Source organism: Shigella sp. FC1544 (assembly GCF_001722145.1).
GTDB classification, from domain to species: Bacteria; Pseudomonadota; Gammaproteobacteria; order Enterobacterales; family Enterobacteriaceae; genus Escherichia; species Escherichia coli.
Genome location: NZ_MECT01000549.1, coordinates 39,609 through 53,641 on the forward strand (window position 1 = coordinate 39,609; position 14,033 = coordinate 53,641).

At 50.5% G+C, this 14,033-nt stretch carries 10 protein-coding genes and 3 pseudogenes; 9 read left to right on the forward strand and 4 right to left on the reverse strand.

The window, feature by feature from the left end:
* Positions 1 to 7: 7 nt before the first annotated feature.
* The 3 genes and pseudogenes from cyoA to BGK49_RS20020 all read right to left on the reverse strand — a co-directional run bounded on the left by cyoA (position 8) and on the right by BGK49_RS20020 (position 3,513).
* Positions 8 to 955, reverse strand: a pseudogene (gene cyoA, locus BGK49_RS20010) (cytochrome o ubiquinol oxidase subunit II).
* 460 nt (positions 956 to 1,415) lie between these two features.
* Complete coding sequence (gene ampG / locus BGK49_RS20015; protein WP_000098438.1) at positions 1,416 to 2,891, reverse strand: muropeptide MFS transporter AmpG; 1,476 nt, start codon at positions 2,889 to 2,891, stop codon at positions 1,416 to 1,418.
* 43 nt (positions 2,892 to 2,934) lie between these two features.
* A complete protein-coding gene (locus tag BGK49_RS20020; protein ID WP_005030624.1) occupies positions 2,935 to 3,513 on the reverse strand; it encodes a lipoprotein in 579 nt (192 codons plus the stop codon).
* Positions 3,514 to 3,817: 304 nt separating this feature from the next.
* On the opposite strand from BGK49_RS20020, the gene bolA reads away from it, so the two are divergent.
* From bolA to fadM, 9 genes and pseudogenes are all read left to right on the forward strand, one after another.
* On the forward strand, positions 3,818 to 4,135 hold the full coding sequence (gene bolA, locus BGK49_RS20025; RefSeq protein WP_000973449.1) for a transcriptional regulator BolA: 318 nt from the start codon (positions 3,818 to 3,820) through the stop codon (positions 4,133 to 4,135).
* A gap of 343 nt (positions 4,136 to 4,478) precedes the next feature.
* On the forward strand, positions 4,479 to 5,777 hold the full coding sequence (tig, locus tag BGK49_RS20035; protein WP_001198392.1) for a trigger factor: 1,299 nt from the start codon (positions 4,479 to 4,481) through the stop codon (positions 5,775 to 5,777).
* Between the two features lie 245 nt (positions 5,778 to 6,022).
* Complete coding sequence (gene clpP / locus BGK49_RS20040; protein WP_000122253.1) at positions 6,023 to 6,646, forward strand: ATP-dependent Clp endopeptidase proteolytic subunit ClpP; 624 nt, start codon at positions 6,023 to 6,025, stop codon at positions 6,644 to 6,646.
* 125 nt (positions 6,647 to 6,771) lie between these two features.
* A complete protein-coding gene (clpX, locus tag BGK49_RS20045; RefSeq protein WP_000130306.1) occupies positions 6,772 to 8,046 on the forward strand; it encodes an ATP-dependent protease ATP-binding subunit ClpX in 1,275 nt (424 codons plus the stop codon).
* A 187-nt stretch (positions 8,047 to 8,233) separates the two neighbouring features.
* Positions 8,234 to 10,587 (forward strand): annotated as a pseudogene (gene lon, locus BGK49_RS20050) (endopeptidase La).
* A gap of 190 nt (positions 10,588 to 10,777) precedes the next feature.
* Positions 10,778 to 11,068, forward strand: coding sequence for a nucleoid-associated protein HU-beta (hupB, locus tag BGK49_RS20055; protein ID WP_254892905.1), 291 nt, complete (start codon positions 10,778 to 10,780; stop codon positions 11,066 to 11,068).
* Between the two features lie 191 nt (positions 11,069 to 11,259).
* Positions 11,260 to 13,131: a peptidylprolyl isomerase gene (gene ppiD, locus BGK49_RS20060; protein WP_000969381.1), complete on the forward strand. Its 1,872-nt coding sequence runs from the start codon at positions 11,260 to 11,262 to the stop codon at positions 13,129 to 13,131.
* Between the two features lie 151 nt (positions 13,132 to 13,282).
* Complete coding sequence (locus BGK49_RS20065) at positions 13,283 to 13,654, forward strand: helix-hairpin-helix domain-containing protein (protein ID WP_000680312.1); 372 nt, start codon at positions 13,283 to 13,285, stop codon at positions 13,652 to 13,654.
* 93 nt (positions 13,655 to 13,747) lie between these two features.
* A pseudogene (gene fadM / locus BGK49_RS20070) lies at positions 13,748 to 13,924 on the forward strand (long-chain acyl-CoA thioesterase FadM); the annotation flags it as partial.
* A 37-nt stretch (positions 13,925 to 13,961) separates the two neighbouring features.
* Here fadM and BGK49_RS31770 read toward each other — a convergent pair.
* Positions 13,962 to 14,033, reverse strand: a 72-nt coding sequence (locus BGK49_RS31770) for a hypothetical protein (protein WP_252966805.1), incomplete at its 5' end; no start/stop codon positions are given.

The window sequence follows — 14,033 nt, forward strand, 5'->3', positions numbered from 1 at the left end:
AACCCCTTTAATGGGCGGATTCCGCGTGGCTCATGTCCATGCCTTCCATACCTTCGTGTGCGCTGTGCTCACCTTCTGGCTGGGTCATGTCCATGCTCTTACCGTGAGCCATAAACTTGTTAATCACATCAGCAAACAAGTCTGGTTTCACGTTGGAGAAATATTCCACCTGGTTGTATTCGCTAGGCGCGGCCAGTTTTTCGAACGCAGCCATGTCAGACATGGTGTTCGGCGACTGCTTCGCTTTTGCGACCCACTGGTCGAATTCGGCGCGATCCGGTGTTGCAATAGCTTTGAACTTCATGCCTGAGAAGCCCGGGCCGCTGTAGCTGGCGGAGATACCGTCATAAGTACCGGGTTCGTTGGCGATCAGATGCAGGCGAGTCTGCATACCAGCCATGGCATAAATCTGGCTACCCAGACGCGGAATGAAGAAGGAGTTCATCACGGAGTTGGAGGTCACTTTGAAGTACACCGGAGTGTTCGCCGGGAAAGCGATTTCATTCACGGTAGCAATGCCCTGTTCCGGGTAGATGAAGAACCATTTCCAGTCCATGGAAACCACTTCGATGGTAATGGGCTTCTCGTCGTGTGCCAGCGGCTTGCTAGGCTCAAGAGCGTGAGTGGTTTTCTAGGTCAGTACCGCAAGGAAGATGATGATTAAGATAGGTACCGTCCAGACCACAGCTTCCACTTTATTGGAGTGTGACCAGTTCGGGCTGTACTTAGCATCTTTATTGCTCGCACGATACTTCCAGGCGAAACCAACAGCCATCAAGATTGCGGGAATAACGACAATCAACATCAGGCCAAATGCCGTCAGTATCAGTGAACGTTGCTCCAGACCAATCTGTCCTTTGGGATCTAACAGCGCAGAATTACAGCCACTGAGCAATACAGTGCCTGCAAATAATGACAACCATCCCAAACTTTTATTGTATTTCCTGAGTCTCATTTAACGACCTCAATTCCACGGGATCTGGTGGCGTTTAAAGTGTGTGGGCATTTTACGGGAAGGTTACATTACTGTAAACATGATTAAATTACTGTTACTTGGATTTGGCTGTCAGGTCACATATGTTGCAAAACATATCAAGTTGATTTTAAGAAGCTGTTGCAAAAGGGCGTTATAACGAAAGGGGAGTGCAGAAGGAGTTTGGATGGGCAATTGGTATAACCAATCTGGAATAAAATAATTGTTTAACAAATAATTATCATTATGGTGACAATTGGGTGGGGGGAAAATAAAGACTCGTTAGCTGAATCGTGTAAGAAAAAATAGAATTCATAAATTGCGTCAATAATTTCCAAACGCTAAGCCGCACAAAAGAACAAATATTATTAAGCGATACTGATGTTTATTTATCCGTAATAATTACGGCGAGTGATTACTACAGCTAAATAATATTTACAGATTACGTTAGATGCGTTTTTCGTAGAGCCAGATAATCCAGCAAACCACCAAGCACGACGCCAGAAAGGGCGACTAAAACCCCGACTTCCAGCAGAGCAGGCAGGAAAGAGAAGTGCGTCAAATCCAGCGCGTCCATCGTCAACAGCAGTAACCACACGGCCAACAGGCTGACGCCCGCCGCCAGTGTCCACATGGCAAAGGCATAACCTGCCGGATATTCGGTACGGGAGATAAAGTTGTCATTTACTCGTGTATATTCAAGCGTCTGGCGGCAAACCAGCAGCAAAATAAGCCCCGGTACGGCAGCGGCGACGGAGAATAGATAGAATGTCGACCAGCCGTGTGCTTCAACAAACCAACCCGCCACGGGGCCGACATAAACTCGTCCTACAGCGGAAAGCGCTGAGAGCAGGGCAAATTGAGTAGCGGAAAATGACTTATTACACAGCGTCATTAACAGCGCGACAAAGGCTGATGTGCCCATCCCGCCACAGAGGTTTTCGAAAAAGACGGCTGCGCCCATGCTGTAGAGATGCTTATCAGTAATCGACAGCAGCCAGTAACCAGCGTTAGACGCACCTTGTAAAATGCCGAAAATCAGCAGCGCCCGGAACAGCGACAGGCGCTGCATCAAAATCCCACCGTACAATGCGCCCACAATGGTCGCCAGTAAGCCAAGCGTTTTGTTAACCACGCCTACTTCACCCGCATCAAACCCGACGCCGCGAATCAAAAACGTGGTTGTCAGGCTCATGGCGAATGCGTCGCCCAGCTTATACAGCACGATAAGAAGCAAAATAAGCCAGGCATTATTGCGACCAAAGAAATCTCGCAGAGGTGCAACAACCGCTTGTTCCAGCGTTTTTGGCACAGGAATTGTGTCGGTCGGTTCTGGTGCAAGCAACGTCGCGATAATACAAGGGATCAACAGCGCCGCCATCAACCAGTACATGCCCTGCCAGCCCAGCCATTTATCTGCCAGCCACAGGGCTAAGCCGCCGGAAACCAGCATCCCTAAACGGTAACCCAGCACGCTGATTGCCGCGCCCGCACCACGTTCTTCTGCCGGGAGCACATCGGTTTTCCACGCATCGAAGACAATATCCTGGGAGGCCGAGCAAAAAGCGATCACCACCGCCAGTGCCGCCATCCAGCGGAGTTGGGTGCCAGGTTCGAGAAAACCCATCGCCGCAATGGCGACTAATAACAGGATTTGCGTGGCGAGCAGCCAACCGCGCCGCCGCCCAAAAAATGGGGGCGTGTAGCGGTCCATCAGCGGTGACCAGAGGAATTTAAAAACGTAAGCCTGGCCTACCAGAGAGAAGAAACCAATGGTTTTGAGATCAATATTCTCGACCGTCATCCAGGCCTGTAAGGTACCGGATGTCAGGGCGAGCGGTAGCCCGGAAGCAAAACCCAGGATCAGCAATATGGCTGAACGCGGCTGTTGAAAAATACGTAAATATTGACTGGACATGGGCGTCTACAGGCCCGGTTTGCACCGGGCCAGAGGGCAGAAATTAACGCGCGTTCTGCTTGATGAATTCGTGAATGCTGGTGTCCTGAGACATATCAGCGATGGTATCGGTCAGCACACTGTTAACCGCATCGGCGATATTTTTGTTGGAGGCCTGGAACGCACCTTCAACGTTGTAGCTGGCACGATAGTTTTTGGTTATTTTGTTGCCATTCTGCGCGGTAGCGATGATGGCGATATCCGCTTTGGTAGCGATGTTGTAGCGCACGTTGCCCTGGGACACGTCAGCATACAGTTGGCTAACGATGATTTGCAGATTAACCGGGCCATTCGGACCAACCATGTAACCACGCGCGGTCATCTGTTTTTCCAGCACTTCTTGCAGCAGGAAACGCAGATCGCGGGAGGCGGTCAGGGTAACGATTTGATTATCGCGGGTGACTTTTGCCAGCGCCTGATCGGTACGCTGATCGGCACCATTAATGCTTACGGTGACGCCCATCAGGCTTGGATCCTGCTGTGGCAGTGTAATCGTCGGGGAAACTTCAATAGTTGTTGGCGGTTTTGCGCATCCTGCAAGCATAAACAGAGCAACTAACGGGAAGAGGATTTTTTTGAACATGTTCGGGCTCTCAGAGACTCTTAAGCGTGTTTGGTAAAAATTCCCGCCATCATAACATTGCCAACGGCGAGGGGAAGTGGGTAAGGCATGTAAATTCATCATGTTGACGAAATAATCACCCCTGGTAAAAGAAACGCTGATGCGAGGCCTGTGTTTCAATCTTTAAATCAGTAAACTTCATACGCTTGACGGAAAAACCAGGACGAAACCTAAATATTTGTTGTTAAGCTGCAATGGAAACGGTAAAAGCGGCTAGTATTTAAAGGGATGGATGACATCTCAGCGTTGTCGGAGGAGATATTTCATGATGATACGTGAGCGGATAGAAGAAAAATTAAGGGCGGCGTTCCAACCCGTATTCCTCGAAGTAGTGGATGAAAGCTATCGTCACAATGTCCCAGCCGGCTCTGAAAGCCATTTTAAAGTTGTGCTGGTCAGCGATCGTTTTACGGGTGAACGTTTTCTGAATCGTCATCGAATGATTTACAGTACTTTAGCGGAGGAACTCTCTACTACCGTTCATGCGCTGGCTCTGCATACTTACACTATTAAGGAGTGGGAAGGGTTGCAGGACACCGTCTTTGCCTCTCCTCCCTGTCGTGGAGCAGGAAGCATCGTGTAAAAACGCATTTGCAACTGTCGGCGCTTTTTCAGTATGTTGCTAAAGATTTTATGAAAAACGGCCTGCGGGCCGTTTTGTTTTGTCTGGATTTTGCGCTTTTTGCCCAGCATTCAGACGAAAATTGCCCGGGAATTGTGAAAAAATACGCGACAGCGCGCAATAACCGTTCTCGACTCATAAAAGTGATGCCGCTATAATGCCGTGTCCTATTTGAATGCTTTCGGGATGATTCTGGTAACAGGGAATGTGATTGATTATAAGAACATCCCGGTTCCGCGAAGCCAACAACCTGTGCTTGCGGGGTAAGAGTTGACCGAGCACTGTGATTTTTTGAGGTAACAAGATGCAAGTTTCAGTTGAAACCACTCAAGGCCTTGGCCGCCGTGTAACGATTACTATCGCTGCTGATAGCATCGAGACCGCTGTTAAAAGCGAGCTGGTCAACGTTGCGAAAAAAGTACGTATTGACGGCTTCCGCAAAGGCAAAGTGCCAATGAATATCGTTGCTCAGCGTTATGGCGCGTCTGTACGCCAGGACGTTCTGGGTGACCTGATGAGCCGTAACTTCATTGACGCCATCATTAAAGAAAAAATCAATCCGGCTGGCGCACCGACTTATGTTCCGGGCGAATACAAGCTGGGTGAAGACTTCACTTACTCTGTAGAGTTTGAAGTTTATCCGGAAGTTGAACTGCAGGGTCTGGAAGCGATCGAAGTTGAAAAACCGATCGTTGAAGTGACCGACGCTGACGTTGACGGCATGCTGGATACTCTGCGTAAACAGCAGGCGACCTGGAAAGAAAAAGACGGCGCTGTTGAAGCAGAAGACCGCGTAACCATCGACTTCACCGGTTCTGTAGACAGCGAAGAGTTCGAAGGCGGTAAAGCGTCTGATTTCGTACTGGCGATGGGCCAGGGTCGTATGATCCCGGGCTTTGAAGACGGTATCAAAGGCCACAAAGCTGGCGAAGAGTTCACCATCGACGTGACCTTCCCGGAAGAATACCACGCAGAAAACCTGAAAGGTAAAGCAGCGAAATTCGCTATCAACCTGAAGAAAGTTGAAGAGCGTGAACTGCCGGAACTGACTGCAGAATTCATCAAACGTTTCGGCGTTGAAGATGGTTCCGTAGAAGGTCTGCGCGCTGAAGTGCGTAAAAACATGGAGCGCGAGCTGAAGAGCGCCATCCGTAACCGCGTTAAGTCTCAGGCGATCGAAGGTCTGGTAAAAGCTAACGACATCGACGTACCGGCTGCGCTGATCGACAGCGAAATCGACGTTCTGCGTCGCCAGGCTGCACAGCGTTTCGGTGGCAACGAAAAACAAGCTCTGGAACTGCCGCGCGAACTGTTCGAAGAACAGGCTAAACGCCGCGTAGTTGTTGGCCTGCTGCTGGGCGAAGTTATCCGCACCAACGAGCTGAAAGCTGACGAAGAGCGCGTGAAAGGCCTGATCGAAGAGATGGCTTCTGCGTACGAAGATCCGAAAGAAGTTATCGAGTTCTACAGCAAAAACAAAGAACTGATGGACAACATGCGCAATGTTGCTCTGGAAGAACAGGCTGTTGAAGCTGTACTGGCGAAAGCGAAAGTGACTGAAAAAGAAACCACTTTCAACGAGCTGATGAACCAGCAGGCGTAATTTACGCAGCATAACGCGCTAAATTCGCACAAAGGCCCGTCACCGCCAGGTGGTGGGCTTTTTTTTGTCATGAATTTTGCATGGAACCGTGCGAAAAGCCTCTTTCGGTGTTAGCGTAACAACAAAAGATTGTTATGCTTGAAATATGGTGATGCCGTACCCATAACACAGGGACTAGCTGATAATCCGTCCATAAGGTTACAATCGGTACAGCAGGTTTTTTCAATTTTATCCAGGAGACGGAAATGTCATACAGCGGCGAACGAGATAACTTTGCACCCCATATGGCGCTGGTGCCGATGGTCATTGAACAGACCTCACGCGGTGAGCGCTCTTTTGATATCTATTCTCGTCTACTTAAGGAACGCGTCATTTTTCTGACTGGCCAGGTTGAAGACCACATGGCTAACCTGATTGTGGCGCAGATGCTGTTCCTGGAAGCGGAAAACCCAGAAAAAGATATCTATCTGTACATTAACTCCCCAGGCGGGGTGATCACTGCCGGGATGTCTATCTATGACACCATGCAGTTTATCAAGCCTGATGTCAGCACCATCTGTATGGGCCAGGCGGCCTCGATGGGCGCTTTCTTGCTGACCGCAGGGGCAAAAGGTAAACGTTTTTGCCTGCCGAATTCGCGCGTGATGATTCACCAACCGTTGGGCGGCTACCAGGGCCAGGCGACCGATATCGAAATTCATGCCCGTGAAATTCTGAAAGTTAAAGGGCGCATGAATGAACTTATGGCGCTTCATACGGGTCAATCATTAGAACAGATTGAACGTGATACCGAGCGCGATCGCTTCCTTTCCGCCCCTGAAGCGGTGGAATACGGTCTGGTCGATTCGATTCTGACCCATCGTAATTGATGCCAGAGGCGCAACTGTGCCGCTATACTTATCCAGGGCGGCACAACGCTGTAAGCGGCTTGCGCCTGAGAATGGCATTTGCGTCGTCGTGTGCGGCACAAAGAACAAAGAAGAGGTTTTGACCCATGACAGATAAACGCAAAGATGGCTCAGGCAAATTGCTGTATTGCTCTTTTTGCGGCAAAAGCCAGCATGAAGTGCGCAAGCTGATTGCCGGTCCATCCGTGTATATCTGCGACGAATGTGTTGATTTATGTAACGACATCATTCGCGAAGAGATTAAAGAAGTTGCACCGCATCGTGAACGCAGTGCGCTACCGACGCCGCATGAAATTCGCAACCACCTGGACGATTACGTTATCGGCCAGGAACAGGCGAAAAAAGTGCTGGCGGTCGCGGTATACAACCATTACAAACGTCTGCGCAACGGCGATACCAGCAATGGTGTCGAGTTGGGCAAAAGTAACATTCTGCTGATCGGTCCGACCGGTTCCGGTAAAACGCTGCTGGCTGAAACGCTGGCGCGCCTGCTGGATGTTCCGTTCACCATGGCCGACGCGACTACACTGACCGAAGCCGGTTATGTGGGTGAAGACGTTGAAAACATCATTCAGAAGCTGTTGCAGAAATGCGACTACGATGTCCAGAAAGCACAGCGTGGTATTGTCTACATCGATGAAATCGACAAGATTTCTCGTAAGTCGGACAACCCGTCTATTACCCGTGACGTTTCCGGTGAAGGCGTACAGCAGGCACTGTTGAAACTGATCGAAGGTACTGTTGCTGCCGTTCCACCGCAGGGCGGGCGTAAGCATCCGCAGCAGGAATTTTTGCAGGTTGATACCTCCAAGATCCTGTTTATTTGTGGCGGTGCGTTTGCCGGTCTGGATAAAGTGATTTCCCACCGTGTAGAAACCGGTTCCGGCATTGGTTTTGGCGCGACGGTAAAAGCGAAGTCCGACAAAGCAAGCGAAGGCGAGCTGCTGGCGCAGGTTGAACCGGAAGATCTGATCAAGTTTGGTCTTATCCCTGAGTTTATTGGTCGTCTGCCGGTTGTCGCAACGTTGAATGAACTGAGCGAAGAAGCTCTGATTCAGATCCTCAAAGAGCCGAAAAACGCCCTGACCAAGCAGTATCAGGCGCTGTTTAATCTGGAAGGCGTGGATCTGGAATTCCGTGACGAGGCGCTGGATGCTATCGCTAAGAAAGCGATGGCGCGTAAAACCGGTGCCCGTGGCCTGCGTTCCATCGTAGAAGCCGCACTGCTCGATACCATGTACGATCTGCCGTCCATGGAAGATGTCGAAAAAGTGGTTATCGACGAGTCGGTAATTAATGGTCAAAGCAAACCGTTGCTGATTTATGGTAAGCCGGAAGCGCAACAGGCATCTGGTGAATAATTAACCATTCCCATACAATTAGTTAACCAAAAAGGGGGGATTTTATCTCCCCTTTAATTTTTCCTCTATTCTCGGCGTTGAATGTGGGGGAAACATCCCCATATACTGACGTACATGTTAATAGATGGCGTGAAGCACAGTCGTGTCATCTGATTACCTGGCGGAAATTAAACTAAGAGAGAGCTCTATGAATCCTGAGCGTTCTGAACGCATTGAAATCCCCGTATTGCCGCTGCGCGATGTGGTGGTTTATCCGCACATGGTCATCCCCTTATTTGTCGGGCGGGAAAAATCTATCCGTTGTCTGGAAGCGGCGATGGACCATGATAAAAAAATTATGCTGGTCGCGCAGAAAGAAGCTTCAACGGATGAGCCGGGTGTAAACGATCTTTTCACCGTCGGGACCGTGGCCTCTATATTGCAGATGCTGAAACTGCCTGACGGCACCGTCAAAGTGCTGGTCGAGGGGTTACAGCGCGCGCGTATTTCTGCGCTCTCTGACAATGGCGAACACTTTTCTGCGAAGGCGGAGTATCTGGAGTCGCCGACCATTGATGAGCGGGAACAGGAAGTGCTGGTGCGTACTGCAATCAGCCAGTTCGAAGGCTACATCAAGCTGAACAAAAAAATCCCACCAGAAGTGCTGACGTCGCTGAATAGCATCGACGATCCGGCGCGTCTGGCGGATACCATTGCTGCACATATGCCACTGAAACTGGCTGACAAACAGTCCGTTCTGGAGATGTCCGACGTTAACGAACGTCTGGAATATCTGATGGCAATGATGGAATCGGAAATCGATCTGCTGCAGGTTGAGAAACGCATTCGCAACCGCGTTAAAAAGCAGATGGAGAAATCCCAGCGTGAGTACTATCTGAACGAGCAAATGAAAGCTATTCAGAAAGAACTCGGTGAAATGGACGACGCGCCGGACGAAAACGAAGCCCTGAAGCGCAAAATCGACGCGGCGAAGATGCCGAAAGAGGCAAAAGAGAAAGCGGAAGCAGAGTTGCAGAAGCTGAAAATGATGTCTCCGATGTCGGCAGAAGCGACCGTAGTGCGTGGTTATATCGACTGGATGGTACAGGTACCGTGGAATGCGCGCAGCAAGGTCAAAAAAGACTGCGTCAGGCGCAGGAAATCCTTGATACCGACCATTATGGTCTGGAGCGCGTGAAAGATCGCATCCTTGAGTACCTTGCGGTTCAAAGCCGTGTCAACAAAATCAAGGGACCGATCCTCTGCCTGGTAGGGCCGCCGGGGGTAGGTAAAACCTCTCTTGGTCAGTCCATTGCCAAAGCCACCGGGCGTAAATATGTCCGTATGGCGCTGGGCGGCGTGCGTGATGAAGCGGAAATCCGTGGTCACCGCCGTACTTACATCGGTTCTATGCCGGGTAAACTGATCCAGAAAATGGCGAAAGTGGGCGTGAAAAACCCGCTGTTCCTGCTCGATGAGATCGACAAAATGTCTTCTGACATGCGAGGCGATCCGGCCTCTGCACTGCTTGAAGTGCTGGATCCAGAGCAGAACGTAGCGTTCAGCGACCACTACCTGGAAGTGGATTACGATCTCAGCGACGTGATGTTTGTCGCGACGTCGAACTCCATGAACATTCCGGCACCGCTGCTGGATCGTATGGAAGTGATTCGCCTCTCCGGTTATACCGAAGATGAAAAACTGAACATCGCCAAACGTCACCTGCTGCCGAAGCAGATTGAACGTAATGCACTGAAAAAAGGTGAGCTGACCGTCGACGATAGCGCCATTATCGGCATTATTCGTTACTACACCCGTGAGGCGGGCGTGCGTGGTCTGGAGCGTGAAATCTCCAAACTGTGCCGCAAAGCGGTTAAGCAGTTACTGCTCGATAAGTCATTAAAACATATCGAAATTAACGGCGATAACCTGCATGACTACCTCGGTGTTCAGCGTTTCGACTATGGTCGCGCTGATAACGAAAACTGTGTCGGTCAGGTAACCGGTCTGGCGTGGACGGAAGTGGGCGGTGACTTGCTGACCATTGAAACCGCATGTGTTCCGGGTAAAGGCAAACTGACCTATACCGGTTCGCTCGGCGAAGTGATGCAGGAGTCTATTCAGGCGGCGTTAACGGTGGTTCGTGCGCGTGCGGAAAAACTGGGGATCAACCCTGATTTTTACGAAAAACGTGACATCCACGTCCACGTACCGGAAGGTGCGACGCCGAAAGATGGTCCGAGTGCCGGTATTGCTATGTGCACCGCGCTGGTTTCTTGCCTGACCGGTAACCCGGTTCGTGCCGATGTGGCAATGACCGGTGAGATCACTCTGCGTGGTCAGGTACTGCCGATCGGTGGTTTGAAAGAAAAACTCCTGGCAGCGCATCGCGGCGGGATTAAAACAGTGCTAATTCCGTTCGAAAATAAACGCGATCTGGAAGAGATTCCTGACAACGTAATTGCCGATCTGGACATTCATCCTGTGAAGCGCATTGAGGAAGTTCTGACTCTGGCGCTGCAAAATGAACCGTCTGGCATGCAGGTTGTGACTGCAAAATAGTGACCTCGCGCAAAATGCACTAATAAAAACAGGGCTGGCAGGCTAATTCGGGCTTGCCAGCCTTTTTTTGTCTCGCTAAGTTAGATGGCGGATCGGGCTTGCCCTTATTAAGGGGTGTTGTAAGGGGATGGCTGGCCTGATATAACTGCTGCGCGTTCGTACCTTGAAGGATTCAAGTGCGATATAAATTATAAAGAGGAAGAGAAGAGTGAATAAATCTCAATTGATCGACAAGATTGCTGCAGGGGCTGATATCTCTAAAGCTGCGGCTGGCCGTGCGTTAGATGCTATTATTGCTTCCGTAACTGAATCTCTGAAAGAAGGGGATGATGTAGCACTGGTAGGTTTTGGTACTTTTGCCGTTAAAGAGCGTGCTGCCCGTACTGGCCGCAACCCGCAGACCGGTAAAGAGATCACCATCGCTGCTGCTAAAGTACCGAGCTTCCGTGCAGGTAAAGCACTGAAAGACGCGGTAAACTAAGCGTTGTCCCCGGTGGGGATGTGACGAAGTTCAAGGGCGCATCTACTGATGTGCCTTTTTTATTTGTATTCGGTGACTTTCTGCGTCTTGTGGGCTGACAATTGCCCCCGTTTCTTGTCACAATAGGCCTTTGCGCGCATCGATACGTTGCGTGAGGTACACAGTCATCTACAGCGGAGTGTTGTTACACCATGATGGACAGCTTACGCACGGCTGCAAACAGTCTCGTGCTCAAGATTATTTTCGGTATCATTATCGTGTCGTTCATATTGACCGGCGTGAGTGGTTACCTGATTGGCGGAGGCAATAACTACGCCGCAAAAGTGAATGACCAGGAAATCAGCCGTGGGCAGTTCGAGAACGCCTTTAACAGCGAGCGTAATCGCATGCAGCAACAGCTGGGCGATCAATACTCCGAGCTGGCAGCGAATGAAGGCTATATGAAAACCCTGCGTCAACAGGTGCTGAATCGTCTGATCGACGAGGCGCTGTTGGATCAGTACGCTCGTGAGCTGAAACTGGGTATCAGTGATGAGCAGGTTAAACAGGCGATTTTCGCGACCCCAGCCTTCCAGGTTGACGGCAAATTTGATAACAGCCGCTATAACGGTATCCTCAACCAGATGGGGATGACCGCCGATCAGTACGCCCAGGCGCTGCGTAACCAGCTCACTACCCAACAGCTGATTAACGGTGTTGCCGGTACCGATTTTATGCTGAAAGGTGAAACCGACGAGCTGGCGGCACTGGTCGCGCAACAACGCGTGGTGCGTGAGGCGACTATCGATGTTAACGCGCTGGCGGCGAAGCAGCCTGTGACCGAACAGGAGATTGCCAGCTACTACGAACAAAACAAAAACAATTTCATGACGCCGGAACAATTCCGCGTGAGTTACATCAAGCTGGATGCCGCAACGATGCAGCAACCGGTTAGCGATGCGGATATCCAGAGCTACTACGATCAGCATCAGGATCAATTCACCCAGCCGCAGCGTACCCGCTACAGCATCATCCAGACCAAAACTGAAGATGAAGCGAAAGCGGTACTTGATGAGCTGAATAAAGGCGGTGATTTTGCTGCATTAGCCAAAGAAAAATCTGCCGATATTATCTCTGCCCGTAACGGCGGCGATATGGGTTGGTTAGAAGATGCCACTATCCCCGACGAACTGAAAAATGCTGGTCTGAAAGAAAAAGGCCAACTGTCTGGTGTCATCAAATCTTCGGTCGGTTTCCTGATTGTACGTCTGGACGACATTCAGCCAGCGAAAGTGAAATCGTTAGACGAAGTACGTGACGACATTGCGGCGAAAGTGAAACACGAAAAAGCCCTCGATGCGTACTATGCGCTGCAGCAGAAAGTGAGCGATGCGGCAAGCAACGACACCGAGTCTCTGGCCGGTGCAGAGCAAGTTGCCGGCGTTAAAGCCACTCAGACGGGTTGGTTCAGCAAAGATAACCTGCCGGAAGAGTTGAACTTCAAGCCGGTTGCCGACGCTATCTTTAACGGCGGTCTGGTAGGTGAAAACGGCGCGCCGGGCATCAACTCTGACATCATCACCGTAGACGGCGACCGTGCATTCGTGCTGCGCATCAGCGAGCACAAACCGGAAGCGGTGAAACCGTTGGCAGATGTTCAGGAACAAGTTAAGGCACTGGTTCAGCACAACAAAGCTGAACAACAGGCGAAAGTGGATGCTGAGAAACTGCTGGTTGATTTGAAAGCCGGCAAAGGTGCGGAAGCTATGCAGGCTGCCGGTCTGAAATTTGGCGAGCCGAAAACCTTAAGCCGTTCCGGTCGTGACCTGATTAGCCAGGCGGCGTTTGCACTGCCACTGCCAGCGAAAGACAAACCGAGCTACGGTATGGCGACCGATATGCAAGGTAATGTGGTTCTGCTGGCGCTGGATGAAGTGAAACAAGGTTCAATGCCGGAAGATCAGAAAAAAGCGATGGTGCAGGGTATCACCCAGAACAACGCACAAATCGTCTTTGAAGCTCTGATGAGTAACCTGCGTAAAGAGGCGAAAATCAAAATTGGCGATGCGCTGGAACAGCAATAATCCTGAAGACGCCTCGCAAAAAAATGCGTTGCAGCTGTAACAAGAAAAAGGTCGCTTTCGCGGCCTTTTCCATTTCTGAACATTGCCATTTGTTTACTGTTTTCACTGCCGTTAAGGTGATTCCACTGTTAACAAACAAGGAGAAAACAGTATGAAACACGGAATTAAAGCACTGCTCATTACCCTGTCCCTGGCCTGTGCCGGAATGTCTCATAGCGCGCTGGCGGCAGCTTCTGTGGCGAAACCGACGGCGGTAGAAACCAAAGCGGAAGCTCCTGCAGCACAAAGTAAAGCAGCAGTACCGGCGAAAGCCAGTGACGAAGAAGGCACCCGGGTCAGCATTAATAATGCCAGCGCGGAAGAGCTAGCCCGCGCGATGAATGGCGTTGGCCTGAAGAAAGCGCAGGCGATTGTCAGTTATCGCGAAGAGTACGGTCCGTTTAAAACAGTGGAGGATCTAAAGCAGGTGCCGGGGATGGGCAATTCGCTGGTGGAACGTAATCTGGCGGTATTAACCCTGTAATTAATTTGCATAGTGGCAATTTTTTGCCAGACTGAAGAGGTCATACCAGTTATGACCTCTGTACTTATAACAACAACGTAAGGTTATTGCGCTATGCAAACACAAATCAAAGTTCGTGGATATCATCTCGACGTTTACCAGCACGTCAACAACGCCCGCTACCTTGAATTTCTCGAAGAAGCCCGCTGGGATGGGTTGGAAAATAGCGACAGTTTTCAGTGGATGACGGCCCATAACATCGCCTTCGTCGTGGTCAATATCAATATTAACGTAAGCGTGCAGCAAGAACCGTATTGACGGGGATGTGTTATTCAGTCGGCAGTGCTACGCGCCAGGGGAGCAGTTCGCCGACCCGGTTTATCGGCCAGTCGGCTATGAC